Here is a 26931-nt window from a genome sequence, read left to right on the forward strand (position 1 = left end):
AGGTAATGGGAAATCCTGACCCGAGATGGGTCCATGACAGCTCATTTATATGTCTTAGAGCTGTTAGTAGTTGACTTTAGCGGAGCACTAACATGATCCAAGAACAGACTATGCTGGACGTAGCCGACAACTCCGGTGCGCGCAGCGTAATGTGTATCAAGGTTCTGGGTGGCTCGCACCGTCGCTACGCTGGTGTCGGTGACATCATCAAGATCACCGTGAAGGAAGCAATTCCTCGCGGCAAGGTCAAGAAAGGTGATGTCCTGAAGGCGGTGGTGGTGCGCACCAAGAAGGGTGTTCGTCGCCAGGACGGATCTGTCGTTCGCTTCGACCGTAACGCTTGCGTTCTGTTGAACAACAACAGTGAGCAGCCGATCGGTACACGTATTTTCGGCCCAGTAACTCGTGAACTGCGTTCTGAAAAGTTCATGAAGATCATTTCTCTGGCACCCGAAGTACTGTAAGGAGCTGAACCATGGCTGCAAAAATCCGTCGTAACGATGAAGTTATCGTGCTGACTGGCAAAGATAAAGGTAAGCGCGGTAAAGTGACCAAGGTTTTGCCTACTGGCAAGCTGGTCGTTGAAGGTATCAACCTGGTTAAGAAGCACCAGAAGCCGGTTCCGGCAATGGGTGTAACCGGTGGCATCGTTGAAAAAGAAGCTGCAATCCAGCCTTCTAACGTTGCAATCTTCAACGCGGCTACCGGCAAGGCTGACCGTGTAGGCTTCCGATTTGAAGACGGCAAAAAAGTCCGTTTCTTTAAATCTAATGGCGAAACTATCAAGTAATTCTGGAGTAGTACGATGGCGAAACTGCATGATTACTACAAAGAGCAGGTAGTTGCGAAACTGCAAGAGCAGTTCGGCTACAAATCTGTCATGCAAGTCCCACGAGTCGAAAAGATTACCCTGAACATGGGTGTCGGTGAAGCTCTGGCTGATAAGAAGTTGTTGGATAATGCTGCGGCAGATCTGGCAGCGATCTCCGGTCAGAAACCACTGATCACTAAAGCTCGCAACTCTGTTGCTGGCTTTAAAATCCGTCAGGGTTATCCAATCGGCTGCAAAGTAACCCTGCGCGGTGAACGCATGTGGGAATTCTTTGAGCGTTTGATCAGCATTGCTGTTCCACGTATCCGTGACTTCCGTGGTTTGAACCCGAAGTCATTCGACGGTCGTGGCAACTACAGCATGGGTGTGCGTGAGCAAATCATCTTCCCTGAAATCGACTACGATAAAGTCGATCGTGTACGTGGTCTGGATATTACCATCACCACTACTGCGAAGAGCGATGATGAAGGCCGTGCACTGCTGGCTGCGTTTGACTTCCCATTCCGTAAGTAAGGTAGGGTTACTATGGCTAAGGAATCAATGATCGCACGTGAAGTAAAGCGTGCCGAATTGGTTGAGAAGTTCTTCGCTAAGCGTCAAGAACTGAAGGCAATCATCTCCGATGTAAATGCCTCTGACGAAGATCGTTGGGCAGCTGTGCTGAAACTGCAACAGATGCCACGTGATTCAAGTCCGATCCGTAAGCGTAACCGTTGCCGCCAAACTGGTCGTCCACACGGTTTCCTGCGTAAGTTCGGTCTGAGCCGTATCAAGGTCCGCGAAACCGCTATGCGCGGTGAAATTCCGGGTCTGAAAAAGGCTAGCTGGTAATTTACCACTATTTGAATCACGGGAGTAAAGACAGATGAGCATGCAAGATCCGATCGCGGATATGCTGACCCGTATCCGTAACGGTCAGGCAGCGAAGAAATTTGCGATCACTATGCCTTCTTCCAAGCTGAAAGTGGCAATTGCCAACGTGCTGAAAGAAGAAGGCTACATCGAAGATTTCAAAGTTGAAGGCGACGCGAAGCCAGTTCTGGAAATCACCCTGCGTTATTTCCAGGGCAATCCAGTTGTTGAGAGCATTCAGCGTGTAAGCCGCCCTGGCCTGCGTATCTACAAAAAGAAAGATGTGCTGCCAAAAGTTATGGGTGGTTTAGGTATCGCCGTAATCTCCACGTCTAAAGGTGTGATGACTGATCGAGCCGCGCGTCAAGCGGGTCTCGGCGGTGAGATCATCTGCTACGTAGCCTAATTAGGGGGTAGGAAAGAATGTCTCGTGTTGCTAAAGCACCAGTGGTCATTCCTGCCGGCGTAGAGGTGAAACTCAACGGTCAGGTTATTACCCTGAAAGGCAAGAATGGCGAGCTGACTCGTACTATTCATCATGGCGTAGAAGTTAACTTTGCTGACAACGCAATCACTTTCGCTCCACGCGAAGGTGTTGCGGGTGCTAACGCGCAGTCTGGTACTGCTCGTGCACTGGTTAACAATATGCTGGTAGGTGTTACCGAAGGCTTCCAGAAGAAGCTGCAGCTGGTAGGTGTTGGTTACCGTGCGGCGCTGAAGGGCAATGCAATTGCTCTGAGCTTAGGTTATTCACACCCAATTGAGCACCAACTGCCTGCTGGCGTTACTGCTGAATGCCCAACTCAGACCGAAATCGTTCTGAAGGGTTCTGACAAGCAAGTGATTGGCCAAGTTGCAGCTGACCTGCGTGCTTACCGCCGTCCTGAGCCTTACAAAGGTAAAGGTGTACGTTACGCTGACGAAGTCGTGCGTATCAAAGAGGCTAAGAAGAAGTAAGGTAACACTATGGATAAGAAAGCAGCTCGTATCCGTCGTGCGACCCGCGCACGTCGCAATATTAAAGAACTGGGTGCGACTCGCCTGGTGGTTCACCGTACTCCGCGTCACATCTACGCGCAAGTTATCGCAGCTAACGGTTCAGAAGTTCTGGCCGCTGCTTCAACTGTAGAAAAAGCGATTGCTGAGCAAGTGAAGTACACCGGTAATAAAGATGCCGCAGCCGCTGTCGGTAAAGCTGTTGCTGAACGCGCTCTGGAAAAAGGCGTTAAAGCAGTTGCTTTTGACCGTTCCGGTTTCAAGTATCACGGCCGTGTCCAAGCGCTGGCAGATGCTGCCCGCGAAGCTGGCCTTCAGTTCTAAGGTAGAGGTGTAAGATGGCTAACATCGAAAAACAAGCTGGTGAACTGCAGGAAAAGCTGATCGCGGTAAACCGTGTATCTAAGACCGTTAAAGGTGGTCGTATTTTCTCTTTCACCGCTCTGACAGTAGTGGGTGATGGTAACGGCCGCGTAGGTTTTGGTTACGGTAAAGCCCGTGAAGTTCCAGCAGCGATCCAAAAAGCGATGGAGAAAGCCCGTCGCAGCATGGTGAGCGTTGCGCTGAACAGCGGTACTCTGCAGCACCCAATTAAAGGTGCTCACACAGGTTCTCGCGTTTTCATGCAACCGGCATCTGAAGGTACCGGTATCATCGCTGGCGGTGCTATGCGTGCTGTACTGGAAGTGGCAGGCGTTCGTAACGTTCTGTCCAAAGCGTACGGCTCTACTAACCCGATCAACGTGGTACGCGCTACCATCGACGCTCTGGCTAACATGAAGTCTCCTGAGATGGTCGCTGCTAAACGTGGCAAATCCGTTGAAGAAATTCTGGGGTAATGACCATGGCTAAGACTATCAAAGTAACTCAGACTCGTAGCTCCATCGGCCGTCTGCCGAAGCACAAAGCTACCCTGCGTGGCCTGGGCCTGCGTCGCATGAATCACACTGTTGAACTGATCGACACTCCGGCAGTTCGCGGTATGATTAATCAAGTATCCTACATGATCAAGGTTGAGGAGTAACAGATGCGTTTGAATACTCTTTCTCCGGCTGAAGGCGCTAAGCAATCAGCTAAGCGTGTAGGTCGCGGTATTGGTTCTGGCTTGGGTAAAACCGGTGGCCGCGGCCACAAAGGCCAGAAATCCCGCTCCGGCGGTGGTGTACGTCGCGGTTTCGAAGGCGGTCAAATGCCTTTGTATCGTCGTCTGCCTAAGTTCGGTTTCACTTCTCTGAAAGCAGCTGTTACAGCCGAAGTTCGTCTGTCTGAGCTGGCTAAAGTTGAAGGCGATCAGATCGATCTGAACGCACTGAAAGCGGCAAACATCATCACTAAAGACATGGAATTCGCTAAGATTGTTCTGTCTGGTGACGTAACTCGCGCTGTAACCGTACGTGGCCTGCGTGTCACTAAAGGTGCACGTGCAGCTATTGAAGCCGCTGGCGGTAAAATCGAGGAATAATTAACAGATGGCTAAACAACCAGGATTTGATTTTCGAGGTGCTCAGGGCGGGCTGACAGAACTGAAGCGTCGCTTACTGTTTCTGTTGGGTGCGATTATCGTATTCCGTGCTGGCTCCTACGTGCCAATTCCTGGTATTGATGCCTCTGTTCTTGCGACCTTGTTTGAACAGCAGAAGGGCACCATCATCGAGATGTTTAACATGTTCTCCGGTGGTGCTCTTCAGCGTGCGTCGATCTTTGCTCTGGGCATTATGCCGTACATTTCGGCATCCATTATTGTTCAGCTGTTAACGGTGGTGTACCCACCGCTGGCAGAGTTGAAGAAAGAAGGGGAAGCGGGGCGTCGTAAGATTAGCCACTATACCCGTTACGGCACGCTGGTTTTAGGTACATTCCAAGCAATCGGTATTGCAACTGGCTTACCAAGTATGATTCCAGGTCTCGTACATAATCCGGGCTTTGGTTTCTATTTTACAGCGGTTGTAAGTTTGGTTACCGGCACCATGTTCTTGATGTGGTTAGGTGAGCAAATTACTGAGCGCGGTATCGGTAACGGTATCTCCATGATTATCTTCGCAGGTATCGTGGCGGGATTACCTTCTGCTATCGGACATACGTTTGAACAGGCGCGTCAAGGCGAACTGCATGTACTTCTGCTGTTGTTGATTGCCGCCATTGTTTTTGCAGTTACGTATTTTGTTGTATTTGTTGAGCGCGGTCAGCGTAGAATTGTTGTAAACTATGCCAAGCGTCAACAAGGTCGTCGTGTATTCGCGGCACAAAGTACACACCTGCCACTGAAAGTGAATATGGCTGGGGTTATTCCTGCTATCTTTGCTTCCAGTATTATCCTTTTCCCCGCTACGCTTGCGCAGTGGTTCAGTCAAGGATCAGGTATGACATGGCTGTCTGACATTGCATTAGCATTGCAACCGGGTCGCCCGTTACATGCTATGTTATATGCAGCTGCAATCATCTTCTTCTGCTTCTTCTATACCGCGTTGGTGTTTAACCCGCGTGAGACAGCAGATAATCTGAAGAAGTCAGGTGCGTTCGTGCCAGGGATCCGTCCGGGTGAACAAACCGCGAAGTACATTGATAAAGTGATGACTCGTCTGACATTAGCAGGCGCTTTATATATCACCTTTATCTGCTTGATACCTGAGTTCATGATGGTAGCGTGGAACGTGCGTTTCTACTTCGGTGGTACATCGTTGTTGATCGTCGTTGTTGTTATCATGGATTTTATGGCTCAAGTACAGACCCATCTGATGTCTCATCAGTATGAGTCCGCTCTGAAGAAAGCCAACCTGAAAGGGATTGGTCGTTAATCGACAGAGCACCACCAAAGGTTGCGGAGAGTAGAAATGAAAGTTCGTGCTTCCGTTAAGAAGCTGTGCCGTAACTGCAAAATCATCAAGCGCAACGGTGTTGTGCGTGTGATTTGCAGCGAGCCAAAGCATAAACAGCGTCAAGGCTGATTTACTGCATATTTTTCTTGCAAAGTAACGGCCGGCTGGCTAAATTAGCCAGCCGACCTTTTGTGTGAAGTTGGTATGGTCATTTGGGTATCCTGAAAACGGGCTTTTCAGATTGGCCTACCAGTATATAAATTTAGGAGTGCATATGGCCCGTATTGCAGGCATTAACATTCCTGATCATAAGCATGCTGTAATTGCTCTGACTGCAATTTATGGCGTCGGCAAGACCCGCTCTCAAGCCATCCTGGCTGCTGTGGGTATTGCTGAAAGCACTAAGATCAGTGAGCTGTCTGAAGAACAAATCGATAAGCTGCGTGACGAAGTTGCCAAGTACACCGTTGAAGGTGACCTGCGTCGTGAAGTGACCCTGAGCATCAAGCGTCTGATGGACCTTGGCTGCTACCGTGGTCTGCGTCATCGTCGTGGTCTCCCAGTTCGCGGTCAGCGTACTAAGACCAACGCGCGTACCCGTAAGGGCCCGCGTAAACCGATCAAAAAATAATCGGGGTTAGAAAATGGCTAAAGCTCCAGTTCGTGCACGTAAGCGTGTAAGAAAACAAGTTTCTGACGGTGTGGCTCATGTCCATGCGTCTTTCAACAACACCATTGTGACTATCACTGACCGCCAAGGCAATGCTCTGGGTTGGGCAACTGCCGGTGGTTCAGGTTTCCGTGGTTCTCGTAAGTCTACTCCATTTGCTGCTCAGGTTGCTGCAGAGCGCTGTGCTGAGATGGTTAAAGACTACGGTCTGAAGAACCTGGAAGTTATGGTTAAGGGCCCAGGCCCAGGTCGTGAGTCTTCCATTCGCGCGCTGAACGCGGCTGGTTTCCGCATCACTAACATTACTGATGTGACTCCGATTCCTCACAACGGTTGTCGTCCGCCGAAGAAACGCCGCGTATAACTCGACGTTTCTAGGATTGTTGGAGAAAGAAAATGGCAAGATATCTGGGCCCTAAGCTCAAGCTGAGCCGTCGTGAAGGTACTGACCTGTTCCTGAAATCAGGCGTACGTGCGATTGACTCTAAGTGTAAAATTGACACCGCTCCTGGTCAGCACGGTGCGCGCAAGCCACGTCTGTCTGACTACGGTGTTCAGTTACGTGAAAAGCAGAAAGTACGTCGTATCTACGGTGTGCTGGAGCGTCAGTTCCGTAACTACTACAAAACCGCCGCTCGCCTGAAAGGCAACACTGGTGAAAACCTGTTGGTGCTGTTGGAAGGCCGTTTAGATAACGTAGTTTACCGCATGGGTTTCGGTGCCACTCGCGCTGAATCACGTCAGTTGGTAAGCCACAAGGCGATCATGGTTAATGGTAAAGTCGTTAACGTTCCTTCTTTCCAAGTTTCTGTGAATGACGTAATCAGCATTCGCGAGAAATCTAAGAAGCAGGCTCGTATCAAGGCAGCGATGGAGCTGGCTGAGCAGCGCGAAAAAGCAGCATGGCTGGAAGTAGACGCTGCGAAGATGGAAGGTGTGTTCAAGCGCATTCCTGAGCGCTCCGATCTGTCTGCGGACATTAACGAACACCTGATCGTCGAGCTTTACTCCAAGTAAGGCTTAGCAGCAAAGAGAGGACACAATGCAGGGTTCTGTGACAGAGTTTCTTAAACCGCGCCTGGTAGATATCGAGCAAATCAGTTCGACGCATGCCAAGGTCACCCTTGAACCACTTGAGCGTGGCTTTGGCCATACTCTGGGTAACGCACTGCGCCGCATTCTGCTTTCGTCTATGCCGGGTTGCGCGGTGACTGAGGTTGAAATTGATGGTGTACTGCATGAGTACAGCACCAAAGAAGGTGTACAGGAAGATATCCTGGAAATCCTGCTCAACCTGAAAGGGCTCGCGGTCAAGGTTCAGGGTAAAGATGAAGTCATTCTGACTCTGAATAAATCTGGTATCGGCCCTGTAACCGCAGCCGACATCATCCATGACGGTGATGTTGAGATCGTGAATCCGCAGCACGTAATCTGCCATCTGACTGATGAAGACGCCGCTATCAGCATGCGTATCAAAGTTCAGCGTGGTCGTGGTTATGTGCCGGCTTCCGCTCGTATTCATACTGAAGAAGACGAGCGTCCGATCGGTCGTTTGCTGGTCGATGCCTGTTTCAGCCCGGTAGAGCGCATTGCATACAATGTAGAAGCTGCCCGTGTTGAACAGCGTACCGATCTGGACAAGCTGGTTATCGAGATGGAAACCAACGGTACTATTGATCCTGAAGAAGCGATCCGTCGTGCCGCGACCATCCTGGCTGAACAGCTGGAAGCTTTCGTTGACTTGCGTGATGTTCGTCAGCCGGAAGTGAAAGAAGAGAAGCCGGAATTCGATCCAATTCTGCTGCGTCCTGTCGACGATCTGGAATTGACTGTCCGCTCTGCTAACTGCCTGAAGGCAGAAGCTATCCACTACATCGGTGATTTGGTACAGCGTACAGAAGTTGAACTGCTGAAGACGCCAAACCTTGGTAAGAAGTCTCTGACTGAGATCAAGGACGTTCTGGCATCTCGCGGTCTGTCTCTGGGTATGCGCCTGGAAAACTGGCCTCCGGCAAGCATTGCTGATGAGTAACCAGATCACAGGTTAAGGTTTTTCTGAGAAGGATAAGGTCATGCGCCATCGTAAGAGTGGTCGTCAACTGAACCGTAACAGCAGCCATCGTCAGGCTATGTTCCGCAACATGGCCAGCTCTCTGGTTCGTCACGAAGTAATCAAGACGACCCTGCCTAAGGCAAAAGAGCTGCGTCGCGTAGTTGAGCCGCTGATCACCCTTGCCAAGACCGACAGCGTTGCAAACCGTCGTCTGGCATTCGCTCGCACTCGTGATAACGAGATCGTTGCGAAACTGTTTAATGAATTGGGCCCACGTTTTGTGAACCGTGCTGGCGGATACACTCGTATCCTGAAGTGTGGTTTCCGTGCGGGTGACAACGCGCCGATGGCTTACATCGAGCTGGTTGACCGTGCTCCAGTTGCAGAAGCTGCAGCTGAGTAATCACGCCAAATTAAAAAAGCCGGGTTTATCCCGGCTTTTTTATTGTCTTTTTTCCACTCCCCTGCTTCCCTTCCTACATGCTTATTTACTGCTTACTTGTCACTTGTCGTTTTGCTGCTTAAGTAAATCACGAATTTCGGTCAGTAACTTTTCTTCTGCACTGGGTTCAGGCGTTGGCGCAGGTACGGCTTCTTCTTTACGTTTGAGTCGATTCAACGCTTTTACGGCGACAAAAATGGCAAATGCGATGATGGTGAAATCGAACAGTTGCTGGATGAACATGCCGTAGTTGAGCGTGAGCGCTGGCGCTGCTGCGGTGGCTTCACGCAGTTCGAGATGGAATTGACGAAAATCGACTCCACCAATCACCAATCCCAATACGGGCATGATGATATCGCCGACCAGTGAAGAGACAATTTTGCCAAACGCCGCACCGATAATCACACCGACGGCTAAGTCCACCACATTGCCACGCATGGCAAATTCACGAAATTCTTTTAAAAAGCTCATGATCCCAATCCTTTTGTACTTTGCTTGTATACCGGCGGGTACGCCACGTTGCTGATAGGGGTAACGATAAACACAACATTATGTGAATATAGCCTGTACCCTAACTTTGTGTGACATTTCAGGCAAATAAAAAAGCAGAATAAATTCTGCTTTTTTGGGGAGAGATGGTGGTGAGCTGAGGAGCTTACAAGAAGAACGGGCTCGGCTGGAACAGACGTTCAACGTCGGGCACGTGCTTTTTATCAGTCAGGAACATTACCACGTGGTCGCCCTGTTCGATGACGGTATCATCGTGGGCAATCATCACACTGTCGCCACGGACAATCGCACCGATGGTGGTACCGCTTGGCAGACGAATTTCACCAATTGCGCGCCCGACCACTTTCGAGGTGGACTCGTCACCGTGGGCAATGGCTTCGATGGCTTCGGCTGCACCACGTCGAAGTGAGGACACACTTACGATGTCGGCCTTGCGTACGTGGGTTAACAGTGCGGAAATGGTGGCTTGCTGCGGCGAAATCGCCACATCAATCACGCCGCCTTGCACCAGATCCACATAGGCTGAGCGCTGGATCAGCACCATGGCTTTTTTGGCGCCCAGTCGCTTGGCTAGCATTGCCGACATGATGTTGGCTTCATCATCGTTAGTGATAGCGATGAACACATCGACTTGCTCAATATGCTCTTCGTTGAGCAGCTCCTGATCGGAGGCATCACCACAAAATACGATGGTGTCGTGCAGCATTTCAGCCAGCTCGGCAGCGCGCTCAGGGTTACGCTCAATGAGCTTGATGCTGTAGTTTTGCTCCAGCTCCTTGGCCAACCCGGCCCCGATATTCCCGCCACCGACAATCATTAGTCGCTTATACGGTTTTTCTAACCGTTGTAATTCACTCATGACCGCGCGGATATGGTGTGTTGCCGCGACAAAGAACACTTCATCATCGGCTTCGATGATGGTGGTGCCCTGTGGTTTGATCGGACGACCTTGGCGGAAGATTGCTGCGACGCGGGTATCGATGTGTGGCATATGCTCACGCAGCGCCGATAAGGCATTTCCGACCAACGGCCCACCATAGTAGGCTTTCACCGCGACCAAACTGACTTTATCTTCGGCGAAGTTCACCACTTGCAGTGCGCCTGGGTATTCGATCAATTTGCGGATGTAGTCGGTGACCAGTTGCTCTGGTGTGATCAAGTAATCGATCGGCACCGCTTCATTGGTGAACAGACGACCTTGCTCTTTGATGTACTCTGGCGCGCGGATCCGGGCGATCCGATTTGGGGTGTTGAACAGCGAATAGGCTACCTGACAGGCGATCATGTTGGTTTCATCGGAGTTGGTGACCGCAACCAGCATGTCGGTATCTTGCGCGCCGGCTTCACGCAGTACGCGCGGATGTGCGCCGTGGCCGAGCACGACGCGCAGGTCAAACTTATCCTGTAACTGGCGTAGACGCTCTGGATCCTGATCGACGATCGTGATGTCGTTATTTTCACCCACCAGATTTTCGGCCAGTGTGCCGCCGACTTGGCCGGCGCCGAGGATAATAATCTTCATTGCATCGTATCCGTTTGACTGATCTGAGGTTAGGCTGTTTTTCTTAGTTTGGCATAGAAAAAGCCATCGCCGCGTTGGCTATCCGGTAATAGCTGCCAGTCTGGCTGCGCATCCTTACCTAGAGGGATCAATTCTGCATCCTTTGTGCGTTGCAGGAAAGCCTCAATCTGCAAATGGTTTTCTTCTGGCAGCACCGAGCAGGTGGCATATACCAAGATGCCGCCCGGTTTGAGCAGATCCCAGGTGGCATCGAAGATCTCTTTTTGCAGCTCGGTGAGCACGTCGATATCGGCGGCACGACGGAGCCATTTGATATCAGGATGACGGCGGATCACGCCGGTTGCCGAGCACGGCGCATCCAATAAGATGCGGTCAAATTGCCCTTCTGGCCACCATTGGCGCGGCTGCCGGCCATCACCACAAATCAATGTCGCCTGTTGACCTAATCGCTCAAGGTTTTCCGCAACACGATTCAGACGCGTTTGTTCGACATCTACCGCTACGACCTGCGCGTGTGGTGCCATTTCCAGAATATGGGTTGTTTTCCCACCCGGCGCAGCGCACACATCCAATATCAGTTCGCCGTTTTGCGGCTCCAGCAGTAATGCGGCGTGCTGGGCGGACAAATCTTGTACGGTGACCCAACCATCGGCAAAACCCGGTAGACGGGTAACAGCAACCGGTGCATGCAACAAGATGGCATCTGGGTGTTCAGCACTGAGTTCAGCGTCGATCTGCTGCTCGGCTAACAGCGCCAAATAGTCTGCGGCGCTGTGGTGTTGGCGGTTGACCCGCAGCCACATCGGCGGTTTTTGGTTGTTATTGTCGAGGATGTGACTCCACTGTTCGGGATAGGCGTTTTGTAGACGCTTGACCAGCCACTGTGGATGCAGGTGACTTGGGGCAGATTTTTGATCTGCCAGTGCCAAAATAGCATCTTGTTCACGTTGGAAACGGCGCAGCACGCCATTGACCAAGGCGCGGAAGGCTGGGCGCTTTAAGGCGACCACGGCATTAACTGATTCGCCGACCGCGGCATGTGGCGGGATACGGGTATACAGCAGCTGGTACAGACCAACCAGCAGCAGCTGATGGATAATGCGTTGTTTGCCGCTGAGCGGTTTTTCCAGCAGCTGTTGTAGACAAGCTTCCAGACGCGGTAATACCCGCAAGGTGCCAAAACAGATTTCTTGTAGGAGACCCGCATCCCGTTCAGCAATTTTGTGCTGCGCTTTGGGCAGCGCACTGCTGAGCGATTGGCCTTGCTCCAGCACTTGGTAAAGGATATCGGCGGCGACGGCGCGTACGTTTGTTTTCATGATTATCAAAAAAGCCGGCATCGCCGGCTTATCAGTTAGGGTTAGCTAAGGACGGTGCCTGGTTCAAACCATTCCCGTCGAGAATTGAGCAGGTCTTGCACTGGCATCGGTTTTTTACCGGCCGGCTGCAAGACGGTCAGGTTCAACACGCCCTCTGCGGTGGCAATTTGAATGCCCTGCTTGTCGGCGTGCAACACGGTGCCCGGCGTCGCGTTTTGCTGGTGTGGCAGCACGTTGGCTTGCCAAACTTTAATGGTTTGCCCAGCGACGTCAAAATAGCTCATCGGCCATGGATTAAAGGCGCGAATGCAGCGTTCACTGAAATCAGCCGGTTGCTGCCAATCGAGGCGACCTTCTTCTTTGCTGAGTTTTTCAGCGTAAGTAACCAGTGCTTCGTCTTGCACTTGCGGCTGGGCGCGACCTTCGGCCAATTGGGCCAAGGTGGTCAGCAGGGCATCTGGGCCCATATCCGCCAATTTTTGGTACAAGCTGGCACTGGTGTCTTGCGCAGTAATTGGGCAAGCGACCTTATGCAGCATATCGCCGGTATCCAGACCGATATCCATCTGCATGATGGTGATGCCAGTTTCGCTATCACCGGCCCACAGTGAGCGCTGGATAGGCGCTGCGCCTCGCCAGCGGGGCAGCAAGGAGCCGTGTACGTTGATGCAACCTAAACGCGGCAGATCCAGCACCACTTTGGGTAGGATTAAGCCATAGGCTACCACCACCATCACATCGGCATTCAGGGCGGCCAGCTCTTGCTGGTACTCTTCTTTGCGCAGTGTGGGCGGCTGGAATACTGGAATGGCGTGTTGTTCGGCCAGTACTTTGACCGGACTTGGGGTGAGTTTTTTTCCGCGACCGGCCGGGCGATCCGGCTGGGTGTAGACGCCGACGACCTGATGCTCAGAAGCGAGCAGCGCGTCAAGATGACGCGCTGCAAAATCAGGGGTACCGGCAAAGACAATACGTAATGCTTGGCTCAAAAGGTAACTCCGTTAAGCTTGACGACGGGCCTGTTTATCCATCTTTTCAATCTTCTGTCGGATGCGCTGACGTTTGAGCGGTGACAGGTAATCGACAAACAGTTTGCCTTCGAGGTGATCCATTTCATGTTGAATACAGATCGCCAGCAGATCATCTGCTTCCAGCTCGAAAGGCTGCCCTTCATAGTTAAGAGCACGGATCCGGACTTGTTCGGCCCGGGCAATCAGTGCCCGCGAACCTGGGACTGACAGGCATCCTTCCTCGATTCCGGTATCCCCTGATTTTTCAATCAGCTCCGGATTGATCAGAACCAAACGTTCATTGCGGTTTTCGGACACATCAATGACAACGATCCGTTGGTGTATGTTCACTTGTGTAGCTGCCAGTCCGATACCTTCTTCTTCGTACATGGTATCAAACATATCGTCTACGATACGCTGGATGTCAGCATTCACTTCAGCAACCGGCGCCGCTTTGGTGCGCAGCCGCTCGTCGGGAAAATGTAATACCTGCAATACTGCCATAAGAGTCTTGGAGCTGTACCTTGATTTCTAAACCGATGATCGGTGACATTCTAGACATTTTCACCGGTGATTGACAGCATTTGGTCGTCGACCACCATCTGAAAGGTAAAATGCCGTGAAGTTTCGTTGGCTATCTCTGCTGTTGCTCGTGCCTTGGCTGAGTATAAGTGCTCCTCAGCTCAAAGATAACTATCCGCAAGAATATATCGTGAGGAAGGGCGATACGCTATGGGATATTGCCGGCCGGTTTCTGACCCAGCCGTGGCGTTGGCCGGAGATTTGGCAGAAGAACCAGCAAATTGCCGATCCGCATTGGATCTTTCCGGGCGATCGTTTGTATCTGCATTGGGTGAATGGCAAACCGGTGCTGAGTAAAGATCCGCACGTGGGCAGTGGTACGGCCTATGGCGTCAGCCCGATCCCGACGTTGGATGTGGGGCGTTTGCTCACTTACCTTAATCAAGAGCAAATTGCCGATCAGCAGGCACTGAAAGAGTGGCCTAAGGTGATTGGTAATAATGATGGGCAGCGGCGGATGACCGGCGGTCGGCCTTTGTATGTCGATGGCCTGTTGGTGAGTGGCGAGCGCTATGCGGTGTTCCGTCCACAAGAAACTATTCGCGATAGCAATCGGCAGACTCTCGGGGTGCGCATGAGCCGAGTGGCGACGATTGAAGTATCTGAGAGCGGGCCAGTCAGCACCGCGTTGGTGGTGGGCGATCCGCTGTTGGAGATTGCGCCAGGCGATGTGGTGGTGCCGGAGTTGCAGTCTGATTCTTACTCGCTGCGCATGGGTTTACAGCCGAGCAGCGCCATTAAAGGTGAAATCTTAGATACCTCCAGTGGCAGTAACTGGATGGTGCCGCGTGATGTGGTGACGCTGAATATCGGCAAAACGCAAGGTGTGCGTCAGGGCGATGTGTTTTTAGTCAAAGCGCCGGGCTTGGAGACGGTGAAAACACGCGAAGGGCGTAAACTGGCGCAAGATGCGACCACCGGCCAGCGTTGGCTCGATCGCAATAATGAGCGTCTACCGGGTGAATGGGTTGGTCAAGTGGTGGTGTTTCAGGTGACGGACAAACTGAGTCTGGGCTTACTGATGTCACTGCAAGAGCCGACCCGACTGGGCGCACAAGTGATTAGCCCGCGTTACGCCGATAGTTTGCATCATGCCAGCGCCGGTTGAGTGTTGGTTACGCTTGTACAGCGTACCGGGCATCGGTCCGGTACGCCTGAAACAATGGTTAAGTCGCTGTTCTTTGGCGCAACTGGCAGCAAACTCGGTTGATGATTGGCGCCGCCTCGGTTGGAGCGAGCGTCAGTGTGCGTTTTGGCAGCAAGAATCTCTACAATGGGTCGCGCACGCTTTGGCGTGGCGTGATGCGTCATCGTCCCATCATATTTTAACGCCGGACTCTCCTGCGTACCCACCTTTATTACAGCAACTCCCGGATGCGCCTGTGGTCTTATTTATACAAGGTTCGCCGGAGGTTTTGTTGCGTCCACAATTGGCGATGGTGGGCAGCCGAGATTGCACTCCGTATGGTAAACAGTGGGGACATTATTTCGCGGCCGAATTAGCGCGCAGTGGCATGGTGATCACCAGCGGTTTGGCGCTGGGCATTGATGCTTGTTGCCATCAGGCAGCATTGGAGGTGTCAGGGCTGACGGTGGCCGTATTGGGCAGCGGTTTGCAAAAACTCTACCCGCGTCAGCACCAACGCTTAGCGCAGCAGATTGTGGCGCAGCAAGGGGCGCTGGTGTCGGAGTTTTTTCCTTGGCAGGCGGCGCGACCAGAGCATTTTCCGCGTCGCAACCGCATTATCAGTGGATTGGCGGTTGGCTTATTGGTGGTAGAGGCCACGGAAGGCAGTGGTTCGTTGATTTCTGCGCGTTATGCGTTAGAGCAAGGACGCGAGGTGTTTGCTTTACCGGGTGCCATTGGTAGCGGGGCCAGTCGTGGTTGCCATCAGCTGATCCGGCAAGGCGCTTGGTTGGTGGAGTCGCCAGCCGATATTCAAGAGCAGCTTGGCAGTCTGCTCTGTTGGGTAAATGAACAGCAAACAGAATTAATTGCATCTACCGAGGCTCAGCAATTGCCATTTGCCAAGCTGTTAGCTACCGTAACGGAAGAAGTTACACCTGTAGATGTTGTCGCCGAACGTGCCGGCCAACCTGTTGCCGAAGTTCTGATCCAGTTACTGGAGTTAGAGCTGGCCGGTTGGATCGCAGCAGTACCTGGCGGCTATGTCCGGATAAGGAGGACAGGCCATGTTCGACGTATTGATGTACCTATTTGAAACTTATGTCCACACGGAGCAAGAAATCCAAGTGGATCAGGAAGCCCTGTCAGATGAGTTGACGCGGGCCGGTTTTCATCCGGAAGAAATTAACAAGGCGCTGATCTGGCTTGAGAAGCTGGCAGCTCTGCAGGAAAGTGATGTAACGCCGTATCTGCTGGCGCAAGCGCCGGATACTATCCGCATCTATACCGATGAAGAGATGAATCGTCTGGATGTCGAGTGTCGGGGCTTTTTGCTGTTTTTAGAACAGATTGAAGTCTTGGATACCGACACCCGCGAGATGGTCATCGATCGGGTGATGGAGCTGGAGGCCGGTGAGCTGGAGCTTGAAGATCTGAAGTGGGTGGTACTGATGGTGCTGTTTAATGTGCCGGGGCATGAAGCGGCCTATGAAAAGATGGAAACCATCCTGTTTGAAGCCAAAGGCGAAGGGATGCAGCACTGAATATGAGTAAGACCCCGTTATTTCAGGCGCATTCGCAGTCGGATGTGTGTCCGGAGTGCGGCGCGGCCCTGCAAATCCGTCAAGGTAAGCAGGGCCTCTTTTTAGGCTGTAGCGCCTATCCGGCTTGTGATTATCTGCGCCCACTGCAGCAGCGTGATGGCCACATCATTAAAGTGCTGGAAGGCCAACCTTGTCCAGTTTGCCAAGCGGACTTGGTGTTGCGCCAAGGTCGCTATGGGATGTTTGTGGGCTGCTCCGCTTATCCGCAGTGTGACTATACCCAAGCATTAGATGCCCCAGCGCAAACGGCGGCGGCGTGTCCGCAATGTCACTCAGGACAGCTGTTGCAACGCTTATCGCGTTATGGCAAAACGTTCTACGCCTGCGATCGCTATCCGGCCTGTCAGTTTGCCGTCAATTACAAACCGATTAGCCGCGAATGCCCACACTGCCATTATCCATTGCTGTTGGAGCGCAAAACGGCGCACGGTGTACGTCTGCAATGTGCGAACAAGCAGTGCGGACGCTGGATTGATCACGACTAATTTCCGGAAGATTCCCATGAGCTCATTAGAACACTGTGTGGCAGCCCTGCGTCAGGGGGAGGTCATTGCTTATCCCACCGAAGCGGTCTTTGGCGTGGGCTGTGATCCGGATAATCAGCTGGCCGTTGAACGGTTGTTAGCATTGAAACAGCGACCGGTGGAAAAAGGCTTGATCCTCATTGCTTCTGACTATGCCCAGCTGCTGCCATATGTGGATGATAGCCAGCTCTCTGCTGAGTGTCTGGCGCGGATTTTACACAGCTGGCCAGGGCCGGTGACATGGGTGATGCCGGCTAAATCGTCAGTGCCGCGTTGGCTGACGGGTCAGTTTGACTCAATAGCGGTGCGGGTCTCCGATCACCCAGATGTGCGCCGTTTGTGCCAGACATTTGGTAAACCGCTGACCTCAACCAGTGCCAATTTGACCGGCTTGCCTCCTTGCCGTGTAGAACAAGAGGTGGTGGCGCAATTTGGCTCCCAGCTGGCGGTGTTATCCGGGCAGGTGGGGGGGCGAGAGAACCCGTCTGAAATTCGGGATGCGCAAACCGGCGCCGTGTTGCGCCCGAGTTGATTGCTGTTTGTTGTATTTTGTCATCCATTCCTGCTACGGAGCCTGAATGCCATGGATCATTATGCTGTTATTGGTCATCCGATAAACCACAGTCGTTCGCCATTGATCCATCGGCTCTTTGCCGAGCAGACTGGGCAGGACATCTGCTATGAGGCATTGCTCGGTCCGCTAGAAGGCTGTGATGATTTTATTCGCCAGTTTTTTCGCCAGCACGGGCGAGGCTGTAATATCACAGTACCGTTCAAAGAGTTGGCCTTCCAGCTCGCCGAACATAAAACTCCGCGCGCGCAGTTGGCCGGAGCGGTGAATACCTTGCGCTTGAATGACGATGGCTCGCTGTTGGGCGATAACACTGATGGCGCTGGCTTGGTGGAAGATTTACGTCGGTTACAGTTTCCGTTGCAAGGGGCGCGCATCTTGTTGCTGGGTGCTGGTGGTGCGGCACGTGGCGCGCTACATCCTTTGCTCGAGCAACAACCCGCTTCGCTGACCATTGCCAATCGCACATTGGTACGGGCGCAAGCACTGGTAGCGATGAGTGTAGAGAGTGGCGTTACGGTCACCGCAGCAGACTATGCCAGCTTAGTGGACGCGGAATTCGATCTGATCATCAATGCAACCGCCAGCGGTATTCAGGGCGATGTTCCTCCGCTTGCCGCCAGCGTGATCGGGGCGCAGACCGCCTGCTATGACATGTATTACAGCCGTGAACTGACGCCATTCTTAGCTTTCGCGGCAGAAGCTGGGGCGCAGCAACTGGCCGATGGCATTGGCATGCTGGTGGGGCAGGCGGCACATGCCTTTTATTTATGGCGTGGTATCATGCCGGAGATTCTCCCGGTTATTACGCAGTTACGTCAGAGAGTATAAGCATGAATCAAGCAATCCTATTTCCAGAGCTGGAGCGCTGGAGTGATGAGTTGCAGCAAGTGGTCTTTCCGGCCATGGTGCAGGGAATGCGGATTGAGTGTCGAATTGGTTTACACGCCTTAGGTGTGCGAGCAGGTTGCTTCGTTGCTCCTGAACAGGCGCTAGCGATTTTCCGTCAATGGCGCTGGGATATTGAAGAAGAAGCCGAAGAGGCCATCAGACAAGATGCGTTTGATGACCTCGGAATGATCCACTTGCAGTAAGCGCACGTTGATCATTGCGCTTGTTCGGCCAGATACTCGTTCTTGAGATGTAGATAGTTATCGGCTGATTGTTGTAACGAGGTGCGTTCTTCTGCAGTCAGCAAACGCGCCTGACGTACCGGATTACCCAGATACAGATAACCACTTTCCAGATGCTTGTGTGGCGGAACCAAACCACCGGCGCCAATGATCACTTCATCTTCAATCACTGCACCATCAAGAATAATTGCGCCCATGCCAATCAGAACCCGATTACCAACTGTGCAACCGTGCAGCACCGCTTTATGGCCGATGGTCACGTCATCGCCCAGATACAGCGGTAGACCGGCTGGGTTATCGCTGGTCTTACGGGTTACGTGCAGAACACTACCGTCTTGGATGTTGGTCCGATTACCGACAGTGATATAGTTCACATCACCGCGGATCACCACGCTAGGCCAGATGCTGACATCATCACCGAGCGTAACATGGCCGATAATGACGCAACTTTCATCCAGCATGACCCGTTGGCCAATTTCCGGTGTTTTGCCTTTATAAGGACGCAATACCGTCATAAATTAAAACCTTTCTTATTCATGTGATTAATCTACGGTTAGTCTACGGTGTTCAGCGGTCGGTACAATCAGCACAGAATAAAAAAGGTGGAAACTACAGATTCCATCACGATCGTCCGACAGTACGCAGGATCTTACGTAAGGCCGAAGATCCTCGCAAAGAATAAAAAGTAATCACTCGATCGCATTGTGCGAATTTTTGCTTGCCAGAATGAAATCACGCCCTATAATGCGACCCCACTGACACGGCAGCAGTGATGCAAATCACAGTGGTCGGTGGTCAACGAAACAACGCAGTTAAGCATGATAAAAAAATGCTTGACGGCACAACAGGAAAGCGGAATAATGCGCGTCCTGTCGCTAAGGGTGAAACCCGAAGCGAAACGCTCTTTAAAAAGTTAATCAGACAATCTGTGTGGGCACTCGTTTGAGAATGCTGATATCCAAAAGATATTAAGTTAAACGAGTGACTGAACAATTTATTTGCCAGTTTATTCGAGCGACAAACTTTAAATTGAAGAGTTTGATCATGGCTCAGATTGAACGCTGGCGGCAGGCCTAACACATGCAAGTCGAGCGGTAACACAGAGGAGCTTGCTCCTTGGGTGACGAGCGGCGGACGGGTGAGTAATGCCTGGGGATCTGCCCGATAGAGGGGGATAACTACGGGAAACTGTAGCTAATACCGCATAATGTCTACGGACCAAAGTGGGGGCTCTTCGGACCTCATGCTATCGGATGAACCCAGGTGGGATTAGCTAGTTGGTGAGGTAATGGCTCACCAAGGCGACGATCTCTAACTGGTTTGAGAGAATGACCAGTCACACTGGAACTGAGACACGGTCCAGACTCCTACGGGAGGCAGCAGTGGGGAATATTGCACAATGGGCGCAAGCCTGATGCAGCCATGCCGCGTGTGTGAAGAAGGCCTTCGGGTTGTAAAGCACTTTCAGCGGGGAGGAAGGGTCACTAGTTAATACCTAGTGGCATTGACGTTACTCGCAGAAGAAGCACCGGCTAACTCCGTGCCAGCAGCCGCGGTAATACGGAGGGTGCAAGCGTTAATCGGAATTACTGGGCGTAAAGCGCACGCAGGCGGTTTGTTAAGTCAGATGTGAAATCCCCGAGCTCAACTTGGGAACTGCATTTGAAACTGGCAAGCTAGAGTCTTGTAGAGGGGGGTAGAATTCCAGGTGTAGCGGTGAAATGCGTAGAGATCTGGAGGAATACCGGTGGCGAAGGCGGCCCCCTGGACAAAGACTGACGCTCAGGTGCGAAAGCGTGGGGAGCAAACAGGATTAGATACCCTGGTAGTCCACGCTGTAAACGATGTCGATTTGGAGGTTGTGCCCTTGAGGCGTGGCTTCCGGAGCTAACGCGTTAAATCGACCGCCTGGGGAGTACGGCCGCAAGGTTAAAACTCAAATGAATTGACGGGGGCCCGCACAAGCGGTGGAGCATGTGGTTTAATTCGATGCAACGCGAAGAACCTTACCTACTCTTGACATCCAGAGAACTTTCCAGAGATGGATTGGTGCCTTCGGGAACTCTGAGACAGGTGCTGCATGGCTGTCGTCAGCTCGTGTTGTGAAATGTTGGGTTAAGTCCCGCAACGAGCGCAACCCTTATCCTTTGTTGCCAGCGATTCGGTCGGGAACTCAAAGGAGACTGCCGGTGATAAACCGGAGGAAGGTGGGGATGACGTCAAGTCATCATGGCCCTTACGAGTAGGGCTACACACGTGCTACAATGGCATATACAAAGGGCGGCAAGCTAGCGATAGTGAGCGAATCCCATAAAGTATGTCGTAGTCCGGATTGGAGTCTGCAACTCGACTCCATGAAGTCGGAATCGCTAGTAATCGCGGATCAGAATGCCGCGGTGAATACGTTCCCGGGCCTTGTACACACCGCCCGTCACACCATGGGAGTGGGTTGCAAAAGAAGTAGGTAGCTTAACCTTCGGGAGGGCGCTTACCACTTTGTGATTCATGACTGGGGTGAAGTCGTAACAAGGTAACCGTAGGGGAACCTGCGGTTGGATCACCTCCTTACCTGAGATATTCGGCGCTTAAGCTGAGTGTTCACACAGATTGTTTGGTTAATAAATACGAGCGACACTTACGATGGGTCTGTAGCTCAGGTGGTTAGAGCGCACCCCTGATAAGGGTGAGGTCGGTGGTTCGAGTCCACTCAGACCCACCACTTCTTGTACAAGAAAGTGGAAAGTAAGAAAAACGTCGGGGCTATAGCTCAGCTGGGAGAGCGCCTGCTTTGCACGCAGGAGGTCAGCGGTTCGATCCCGCTTAGCTCCACCATATCGCAAAATGAATTGAAATCAACAGTTTATTTTGCGATATGGTCATTGTGACGTAAGTCATTCTCGACATGCTCTTTAAAAATCTGGAAACAAGCTGAAAAATAACTGAAGTTCTTAAGAACAAGCGACTTGAGAAACTGGCAACGACCAGTTTAGTGACTAGCATTCAGCCCGACATTATTTTGGGTTGTATGGTTAAGTGACTAAGCGTACACGGTGGATGCCTTGGCAGTCAGAGGCGATGAAGGACGTGCTACCCTGCGAAAAGGGTTGGTGAGCTGGGATGGAGCGCTATAGCCAACCATGTCCGAATGGGGAAACCCACCTAAGATAACTTAGGTATCGTTAAGTGAATACATAGCTTAACGAGGCGAACCGGGAGAACTGAAACATCTAAGTACCCCGAGGAAAAGAAATCAACCGAGATTCCGTTAGTAGCGGCGAGCGAACGCGGAGCAGCCCAGAGTCTGAATCAGTGGATGCGTTAGTGGAACGGATTGGAAAGTCCGGCGATACAGGGTGATAGCCCCGTACACGAAGACGCATTGCTGTGAGCTCGATGAGTAGGACGGGACACGTGGTATCCTGTTTGAAGATGGGGGGACCATCCTCCAAGGCTAAATACTCCTGACTGACCGATAGCGAACCAGTACCGTGAGGGAAAGGCGAAAAGAACCCCTGTGAGGGGAGTGAAATAGAACCTGAAACCGTGTACGTACAAGCAGTGGGAGCACCTTCGTGGTGTGACTGCGTACCTTTTGTATAATGGGTCAGCGACTTACATTTTGTAGCGAGGTTAACCGAATAGGGGAGCCGTAGGGAAACCGAGTCTTAATAGGGCGAATTAGTTGCAAGGTGTAGACCCGAAACCCGGTGATCTAGCCATGGGCAGGTTGAAGGTTGGGTAACACTAACTGGAGGACCGAACCGACTAATGTTGAAAAATTAGCGGATGACTTGTGGCTGGGGGTGAAAGGCCAATCAAACCGGGAGATAGCTGGTTCTCCCCGAAAGCTATTTAGGTAGCGCCTCGGACGAACACCTACGGGGGTAGAGCACTGTTAAGGCTAGGGGGTCATCCCGACTTACCAACCCTTTGCAAACTCCGAATACCGTAGAGTGCTATCCGGGAGACACACGGCGGGTGCTAACGTCCGTCGTGAAGAGGGAAACAACCCAGACCGCCAGCTAAGGTCCCAAAGTCATGGTTAAGTGGGAAACGATGTGGGAAGGCTTAGACAGCTAGGATGTTGGCTTAGAAGCAGCCATCATTTAAAGAAAGCGTAATAGCTCACTAGTCGAGTCGGCCTGCGCGGAAGATGTAACGGGGCTAAACCATGCACCGAAGCTGCGGCAATGACACTTAGGTGTTATTGGGTAGGGGAGCGTTCTGTAAGCGGTTGAAGGTGTACTGTGAGGTATGCTGGACGTATCAGAAGTGCGAATGCTGACATAAGTAACGATAAAGCGGGTGAAAAGCCCGCTCGCCGGAAGACCAAGGGTTCCTGTTCAACGTTAATCGGAGCAGGGTGAGTCGACCCCTAAGGCGAGGCTGAAAAGCGTAGTCGATGGGAAACGGGTTAATATTCCCGTACTTGTGGTAACTGCGAAGGGGGGACGGAGAAAGTTAGGCTATCCGGGCGACGGTTGTCCCGGTTTAAGCGTGAAGGTGGAGAGACTAGGCAAATCCGGTCTTTCATTAACACTGAGGCGTGATGACGAAGCACTACGGTGCTGAAGTAGCTGATACTACGCTTCCAGGAAAAGCCTCTAAGCATCAGGTTACCAGAAATCGTACCCCAAACCGACACAGGTGGTCAGGTAGAGAATACTCAGGCGCTTGAGAGAACTCGGGTGAAGGAACTAGGCAAAATGGTGCCGTAACTTCGGGAGAAGGCACGCTGACGGTAGGTGAAGTCCCTTGCGGATGGAGCTGAAGTCAGTCGAAGATACCAGCTGGCTGCAACTGTTTATTAAAAACACAGCACTGTGCAAACACGAAAGTGGACGTATACGGTGTGACGCCTGCCCGGTGCCGGAAGGTTAATTGATGGGGTTAGCGAAAGCGAAGCTCTTGATCGAAGCCCCGGTAAACGGCGGCCGTAACTATAACGGTCCTAAGGTAGCGAAATTCCTTGTCGGGTAAGTTCCGACCTGCACGAATGGCGTAATGATGGCCAGGCTGTCTCCACCCGAGACTCAGTGAAATTGAAATCGCTGTGAAGATGCAGTGTACCCGCGGCAAGACGGAAAGACCCCGTGAACCTTTACTATAGCTTGACACTGAACATTGAGCCTTGATGTGTAGGATAGGTGGGAGGCATTGAAACGTGAACGCCAGTTTGCGTGGAGCCGACCTTGAAATACCACCCTTTAATGTTTGATGTTCTAACGTTGTCCCGTAATCCGGGATACGGACAGTGTCTGGTGGGTAGTTTGACTGGGGCGGTCTCCTCCTAAAGAGTAACGGAGGAGCACGAAGGTTAGCTAAGCATGGTCGGACATCATGCGGTTAGTGCAAAGGCAGAAGCTAGCTTAACTGCGAGACGGACAGGTCGAGCAGATACGAAAGTAGGTCTTAGTGATCCGGTGGTTCTGAATGGAAGGGCCATCGCTCAACGGATAAAAGGTACTCCGGGGATAACAGGCTGATACCGCCCAAGAGTTCATATCGACGGCGGTGTTTGGCACCTCGATGTCGGCTCATCACATCCTGGGGCTGAAGTTGGTCCCAAGGGTATGGCTGTTCGCCATTTAAAGTGGTACGCGAGCTGGGTTTAGAACGTCGTGAGACAGTTCGGTCCCTATCTGTCGTGGGCGTTGGATGATTGAGGGGGGCTGCTCCTAGTACGAGAGGACCGGAGTGGACGCATCTCTGGTGTTCCGGTTGTCACGCCAGTGGCATTGCCGGGTAGCTAAATGCGGAAGAGATAAGCGCTGAAAGCATCTAAGCGCGAAACTTGCCCCGAGATGAGTCATCCCTGAGGCTATAAGCTTCCTAAAGGGTTGTTGGAGACTACGACGTAGATAGGCAGGGTGTGTAAGCGTAGCGATACGTTGAGCTAACCTGTACTAATTGCCCGTGAGGCTTAACCATACAACGCCAAAGTGATGTTGGATGAATGAAGTCACAGTTACTTGTTCAAAGAACAATACATCAGTTATACAGCTTGTTTTTAGATTTTAACTCTGGCGCGAGACACAACAACATGTGTACGTGATAGAGAAACAGAATTTGCCTGGCGGCGATAGCGCGGTGGTCCCACCTGACCCCATGCCGAACTCAGAAGTGAAACGCCGTAGCGCCGATGGTAGTGTGGGGTCTCCCCATGCGAGAGTAGGGAACTGCCAGGCATCAAATAAGTGAAAAGCCCATCCTAGCGGATGGGCTTTTTGCGTTTGGGGTTTTGGGGTTTTAATGTCATTAAGGTTTTATCTTCTCTTCTTCTTTCCCTGCGTTATCCCCTGTTTGCCTTTTTATCTCAGTTTTCGCTCATTCTCTTCTCTTTGTTCTCGTTTTCGAGTGAGCTAAATGGCGGGTTGGTGTGGGCGCAGACCTGCGGTCAGAACCGCAGACGCCAGCGCATCAGGCGCTATGTGGCCTTGCCGTTGGAAATGTGCTGATGAGTGATTTATGCAGTGTTAAGTAGGCTGTGCTGTTGTTTGCGGTGCTTGGTGTTTCCCGGTATTGTTCTTATCTCTTATCTCTTATCTCTTATCTCTTATCTCTTATCTCTTATCTCTTATCTCTTATCTCTTATCTTGGTATCCCTTTTAGAGGGTTTTGTGGCTGATCTTGGTGCATGCGAATCAGACGAGGTGCAGGTTATACCTCGGGTAGACATAGCAATTATGAATGAGAGGTGTGAGCCGTAAAGTACATCAATAAACGCATGGGAAAGGCGCTGTGGCGGGTGTTTGTCTGTTGGAATATAAAGTGCTGCGTAGTGAATCGGAAGGCGTGTATTGGCGTGCTTGAGCGTGTGTGATGATGGGGCAATGGCGAGGCAAAGAAGAGGGAATGTAGGAATAAAATAAAAGCCACCTGAAAGGCGGCTTTTATTCGTAAACTATAGGATAGAGGAGTCCTATTAGTTCATACCGTATTTCTTCAGCTTCTTGCGCAGAGTGCCACGGTTGATACCCATCATCAGTGCTGCACGGGTTTGGTTGCCGCGAGTGTACTGCATGACCATATCGAGAAGAGGCTGTTCAACTTCAGCCAGTACTAATTCGTACAGCTCATTAACGTCTTGGCCGTTTAACTGAGCGAAGTAGTTCTTCAGCGACTGTTTTACGGAGTCACGCAGTGGTTTGTGAGTGACCTGATCCTGAGCATTAATAGTAGCAACAGTCAGTACGTCAGAATTAACGCGTTGTTCGAACATGGTTCTTTCAGCTCTTTTTTATTTTTACGCAAGATTATCAAAATAAGCATCTAACGCTTCCAGCTGTTCGCTGGCATCCTCTATCGCGTTAAATGCACGCCGAAACTGGTCGTCGGGCGCATGTGCCTGTAAATACCAGGAAACATGCTTGCGGGCGATCCGATATCCTTTGCCGTGACCGTAAAAGTCATGCAGTGCTCGGATATGCCCGAGGAGTAACTGCCGAACCTCAGTCAGTGAGGGTGGCGGTAACTCTTCCCCCGTTTCCAGATAGTGCTGGATTTCCCGAAAGATCCAGGGTCTTCCCTGAGCGGCACGGCCTATCATCAGTGCGTCGGCACCGGTGTAGTCCAGAACCTCTCTGGCTTTGTGCGGGTCGGTAATATCGCCATTGGCAATCACCGGAATGGAAACCGCTTGTTTGACTGTCCGGATACTGTGGTATTCGGCATGGCCGTTAAACAGACATGCACGGGTTCGACCGTGTATGGCTAAGGCCTGTATGCCGCATTGTTCCGCGATCTGGGCAATCTGAACACAGTTACGGTTGTCCGTGTCCCATCCAGTACGAATTTTTAGGGTTACTGGCACATCCACCGCGTTCACGACGGCTTTTAAGATGCGCTCAACCAGCTCAGGATGTTGCAAGAGAGCGGAGCCCGCTAACTTACGGTTAATCTTCTTTGCTGGGCACCCCATATTGATATCGATGATCTGAGCGCCGTATTGCACATTCGCTTTGGCTGCTCCTGCCATATCGTCAGGATCAGACCCCGCGATTTGTACACTGCGGATCCCAGGTTCATCAGTATGTACCATGCGCAGGCGCGACTTATCAGTATGCCATACCTCCGGATTGGAGGACATCATCTCTGATACAGCCATGCCGGCACCCATCTCATGACAGAGCATCCGAAATGGTCGGTCAGTAATCCCGGCCATTGGCGCTACAATCAGACGATTTTTAAGTTGATAAGGGCCGATACGCATTGACTGGAAGGTAACCATACTGTGCCTGTAAGGGCGCGTATATTACGCATTTTTTTAGCTGGAGGAAAGGCCAAACTTTGAACACTTTGCTGAACTTTTATAGTCAAGGTTTTTTTTACTGTAAACGCGCCTAGCCGCTGCTGAAAAAATGCGCATA

General features: G+C 51.7%; 32 protein-coding genes, 2 tRNA genes and 3 rRNA genes. 29 read left to right on the forward strand and 8 right to left on the reverse strand.

Annotated elements, in window-relative coordinates; genetic code table 11:
* The first annotated feature begins 92 nt into the window (after positions 1-92).
* The 17 genes from rplN to rplQ all read left to right on the forward strand — a co-directional run bounded on the left by rplN (position 93) and on the right by rplQ (position 8622).
* Positions 93-464 carry a 50S ribosomal protein L14 gene (rplN, locus tag NCTC9997_RS01390; protein ID WP_010862722.1) on the forward strand — a complete coding sequence of 124 codons (372 nt, stop codon included), beginning with the start codon at positions 93-95 and terminating at the stop codon, positions 462-464.
* Between the two features lie 11 nt (positions 465-475).
* Positions 476-790, forward strand: coding sequence for a 50S ribosomal protein L24 (gene rplX, locus NCTC9997_RS01395; protein WP_010862721.1), 315 nt, complete (start codon positions 476-478; stop codon positions 788-790).
* Between the two features lie 15 nt (positions 791-805).
* The gene (gene rplE / locus NCTC9997_RS01400) at positions 806-1345 is read left to right on the forward strand and encodes a 50S ribosomal protein L5 (RefSeq protein ID WP_010862720.1); all 540 of its coding nucleotides are present in this window, start codon (positions 806-808) and stop codon (positions 1343-1345) included.
* A 12-nt stretch (positions 1346-1357) separates the two neighbouring features.
* On the forward strand, positions 1358-1663 hold the full coding sequence (rpsN, locus tag NCTC9997_RS01405) for a 30S ribosomal protein S14 (RefSeq protein WP_010862719.1): 306 nt from the start codon (positions 1358-1360) through the stop codon (positions 1661-1663).
* Between the two features lie 34 nt (positions 1664-1697).
* Entirely contained in the window at positions 1698-2090 is a 393-nt protein-coding gene (gene rpsH, locus NCTC9997_RS01410) for a 30S ribosomal protein S8 (protein WP_010862718.1), read from the forward strand.
* Between the two features lie 17 nt (positions 2091-2107).
* A complete protein-coding gene (gene rplF, locus NCTC9997_RS01415) occupies positions 2108-2641 on the forward strand; it encodes a 50S ribosomal protein L6 (RefSeq protein WP_010862717.1) in 534 nt (177 codons plus the stop codon).
* Between the two features lie 9 nt (positions 2642-2650).
* Positions 2651-3004: a 50S ribosomal protein L18 gene (rplR, locus tag NCTC9997_RS01420; RefSeq protein ID WP_010862716.1), complete on the forward strand. Its 354-nt coding sequence runs from the start codon at positions 2651-2653 to the stop codon at positions 3002-3004.
* 14 nt (positions 3005-3018) lie between these two features.
* On the forward strand, positions 3019-3519 hold the full coding sequence (gene rpsE / locus NCTC9997_RS01425) for a 30S ribosomal protein S5 (RefSeq protein WP_010862715.1): 501 nt from the start codon (positions 3019-3021) through the stop codon (positions 3517-3519).
* Positions 3520-3524: 5 nt separating this feature from the next.
* Positions 3525-3704, forward strand: a complete 180-nt coding sequence (rpmD, locus tag NCTC9997_RS01430; protein ID WP_010862714.1) for a 50S ribosomal protein L30 — start codon at positions 3525-3527, stop codon at positions 3702-3704.
* A 3-nt stretch (positions 3705-3707) separates the two neighbouring features.
* A complete protein-coding gene (gene rplO, locus NCTC9997_RS01435; protein WP_010862713.1) occupies positions 3708-4142 on the forward strand; it encodes a 50S ribosomal protein L15 in 435 nt (144 codons plus the stop codon).
* 7 nt (positions 4143-4149) lie between these two features.
* Entirely contained in the window at positions 4150-5475 is a 1326-nt protein-coding gene (secY, locus tag NCTC9997_RS01440) for a preprotein translocase subunit SecY (protein ID WP_010862712.1), read from the forward strand.
* A gap of 36 nt (positions 5476-5511) precedes the next feature.
* Positions 5512-5625: a 50S ribosomal protein L36 gene (rpmJ, locus tag NCTC9997_RS01445; RefSeq protein ID WP_010862711.1), complete on the forward strand. Its 114-nt coding sequence runs from the start codon at positions 5512-5514 to the stop codon at positions 5623-5625.
* A gap of 145 nt (positions 5626-5770) precedes the next feature.
* Positions 5771-6127, forward strand: a complete 357-nt coding sequence (gene rpsM, locus NCTC9997_RS01450) for a 30S ribosomal protein S13 (RefSeq protein WP_010862710.1) — start codon at positions 5771-5773, stop codon at positions 6125-6127.
* Between the two features lie 13 nt (positions 6128-6140).
* The gene (rpsK, locus tag NCTC9997_RS01455) at positions 6141-6530 is read left to right on the forward strand and encodes a 30S ribosomal protein S11 (protein ID WP_010862709.1); all 390 of its coding nucleotides are present in this window, start codon (positions 6141-6143) and stop codon (positions 6528-6530) included.
* 32 nt (positions 6531-6562) lie between these two features.
* On the forward strand, positions 6563-7183 hold the full coding sequence (rpsD, locus tag NCTC9997_RS01460; RefSeq protein ID WP_010862708.1) for a 30S ribosomal protein S4: 621 nt from the start codon (positions 6563-6565) through the stop codon (positions 7181-7183).
* Between the two features lie 25 nt (positions 7184-7208).
* Positions 7209-8198: a DNA-directed RNA polymerase subunit alpha gene (locus NCTC9997_RS01465; RefSeq protein ID WP_010862707.1), complete on the forward strand. Its 990-nt coding sequence runs from the start codon at positions 7209-7211 to the stop codon at positions 8196-8198.
* Positions 8199-8238: 40 nt separating this feature from the next.
* Positions 8239-8622, forward strand: a complete 384-nt coding sequence (rplQ, locus tag NCTC9997_RS01470) for a 50S ribosomal protein L17 (protein ID WP_010862706.1) — start codon at positions 8239-8241, stop codon at positions 8620-8622.
* Positions 8623-8721: 99 nt separating this feature from the next.
* On the opposite strand, the gene mscL is transcribed toward rplQ, so the two are convergent.
* From mscL to def, 5 genes are all read right to left on the reverse strand, one after another.
* Positions 8722-9132 (reverse strand): large-conductance mechanosensitive channel protein MscL, encoded by a 411-nt coding sequence (gene mscL, locus NCTC9997_RS01475; protein ID WP_064977135.1) that lies wholly within the window; start codon positions 9130-9132, stop codon positions 8722-8724.
* A 184-nt stretch (positions 9133-9316) separates the two neighbouring features.
* Positions 9317-10693, reverse strand: a complete 1377-nt coding sequence (gene trkA, locus NCTC9997_RS01480) for a Trk system potassium transporter TrkA (RefSeq protein ID WP_010862704.1) — start codon at positions 10691-10693, stop codon at positions 9317-9319.
* 29 nt (positions 10694-10722) lie between these two features.
* The gene (gene rsmB / locus NCTC9997_RS01485) at positions 10723-12012 is read right to left on the reverse strand and encodes a 16S rRNA (cytosine(967)-C(5))-methyltransferase RsmB (protein WP_064978403.1); all 1290 of its coding nucleotides are present in this window, start codon (positions 12010-12012) and stop codon (positions 10723-10725) included.
* A 41-nt stretch (positions 12013-12053) separates the two neighbouring features.
* Complete coding sequence (gene fmt / locus NCTC9997_RS01490) at positions 12054-13001, reverse strand: methionyl-tRNA formyltransferase (RefSeq protein WP_047709159.1); 948 nt, start codon at positions 12999-13001, stop codon at positions 12054-12056.
* 12 nt (positions 13002-13013) lie between these two features.
* Positions 13014-13526, reverse strand: a complete 513-nt coding sequence (def, locus tag NCTC9997_RS01495) for a peptide deformylase (RefSeq protein ID WP_010862701.1) — start codon at positions 13524-13526, stop codon at positions 13014-13016.
* A gap of 208 nt (positions 13527-13734) precedes the next feature.
* On the opposite strand from def, the gene NCTC9997_RS01500 reads away from it, so the two are divergent.
* The 7 genes from NCTC9997_RS01500 to NCTC9997_RS01530 are packed head-to-tail and all read left to right on the forward strand — an operon-like array spanning position 13735 to position 18523.
* Positions 13735-14712 carry a LysM peptidoglycan-binding domain-containing protein gene (locus NCTC9997_RS01500; protein ID WP_167550110.1) on the forward strand — a complete coding sequence of 326 codons (978 nt, stop codon included), beginning with the start codon at positions 13735-13737 and terminating at the stop codon, positions 14710-14712.
* Positions 14696-15826, forward strand: a complete 1131-nt coding sequence (dprA, locus tag NCTC9997_RS01505; protein WP_064977137.1) for a DNA-processing protein DprA — start codon at positions 14696-14698, stop codon at positions 15824-15826. The genes NCTC9997_RS01500 and dprA overlap by 17 nt, the downstream gene beginning before the upstream one ends.
* Positions 15798-16274, forward strand: coding sequence for a DUF494 family protein (locus NCTC9997_RS01510; RefSeq protein WP_010862698.1), 477 nt, complete (start codon positions 15798-15800; stop codon positions 16272-16274). Before dprA ends, NCTC9997_RS01510 begins: the two co-directional genes overlap by 29 nt.
* Before the next feature lie 2 nt (positions 16275-16276).
* Positions 16277-16819: a DNA topoisomerase family protein gene (locus NCTC9997_RS01515; RefSeq protein ID WP_047709157.1), complete on the forward strand. Its 543-nt coding sequence runs from the start codon at positions 16277-16279 to the stop codon at positions 16817-16819.
* Positions 16820-16835: 16 nt separating this feature from the next.
* Positions 16836-17390, forward strand: coding sequence for an L-threonylcarbamoyladenylate synthase type 1 TsaC (locus NCTC9997_RS01520; protein WP_064977138.1), 555 nt, complete (start codon positions 16836-16838; stop codon positions 17388-17390).
* 51 nt (positions 17391-17441) lie between these two features.
* Positions 17442-18260: a shikimate dehydrogenase gene (aroE, locus tag NCTC9997_RS01525; protein WP_064977139.1), complete on the forward strand. Its 819-nt coding sequence runs from the start codon at positions 17442-17444 to the stop codon at positions 18258-18260.
* Positions 18261-18262: 2 nt separating this feature from the next.
* A complete protein-coding gene (locus NCTC9997_RS01530) occupies positions 18263-18523 on the forward strand; it encodes a DUF1488 family protein (protein ID WP_039045909.1) in 261 nt (86 codons plus the stop codon).
* Positions 18524-18534: 11 nt separating this feature from the next.
* Here NCTC9997_RS01530 and NCTC9997_RS01535 read toward each other — a convergent pair whose 3' ends face one another.
* The gene (locus tag NCTC9997_RS01535) at positions 18535-19077 is read right to left on the reverse strand and encodes a gamma carbonic anhydrase family protein (RefSeq protein WP_064977140.1); all 543 of its coding nucleotides are present in this window, start codon (positions 19075-19077) and stop codon (positions 18535-18537) included.
* Positions 19078-19588: 511 nt separating this feature from the next.
* Here NCTC9997_RS01535 and NCTC9997_RS01540 point away from each other — a divergent pair.
* The 5 genes from NCTC9997_RS01540 to rrf all read left to right on the forward strand — a co-directional run bounded on the left by NCTC9997_RS01540 (position 19589) and on the right by rrf (position 24750).
* Positions 19589-21130, forward strand: a 16S ribosomal RNA gene (locus NCTC9997_RS01540).
* A 74-nt stretch (positions 21131-21204) separates the two neighbouring features.
* A tRNA-Ile gene (locus tag NCTC9997_RS01545) sits at positions 21205-21281 on the forward strand.
* 37 nt (positions 21282-21318) lie between these two features.
* Positions 21319-21394, forward strand: a tRNA-Ala gene (locus NCTC9997_RS01550).
* Between the two features lie 195 nt (positions 21395-21589).
* Positions 21590-24493, forward strand: a 23S ribosomal RNA gene (locus tag NCTC9997_RS01555).
* Positions 24494-24634: 141 nt separating this feature from the next.
* A 5S ribosomal RNA gene (gene rrf, locus NCTC9997_RS01560) occupies positions 24635-24750 on the forward strand.
* Together the 16S, 23S and 5S rRNA genes with 2 tRNA genes alongside form the textbook arrangement of a ribosomal RNA operon.
* Positions 24751-25487: 737 nt before the next feature.
* Here rrf and fis read toward each other — a convergent pair.
* Entirely contained in the window at positions 25488-25784 is a 297-nt protein-coding gene (fis, locus tag NCTC9997_RS01565; protein ID WP_010862690.1) for a DNA-binding transcriptional regulator Fis, read from the reverse strand.
* Positions 25785-25808: 24 nt separating this feature from the next.
* Complete coding sequence (gene dusB, locus NCTC9997_RS01570; RefSeq protein WP_010862689.1) at positions 25809-26774, reverse strand: tRNA dihydrouridine synthase DusB; 966 nt, start codon at positions 26772-26774, stop codon at positions 25809-25811.
* Positions 26775-26931 lie beyond the last annotated feature (157 nt).

The sequence above is a fragment of the Plesiomonas shigelloides genome, from assembly GCF_900087055.1.
GTDB lineage: Bacteria > Pseudomonadota > Gammaproteobacteria > Enterobacterales > CAMTGL01 > Plesiomonas > Plesiomonas shigelloides.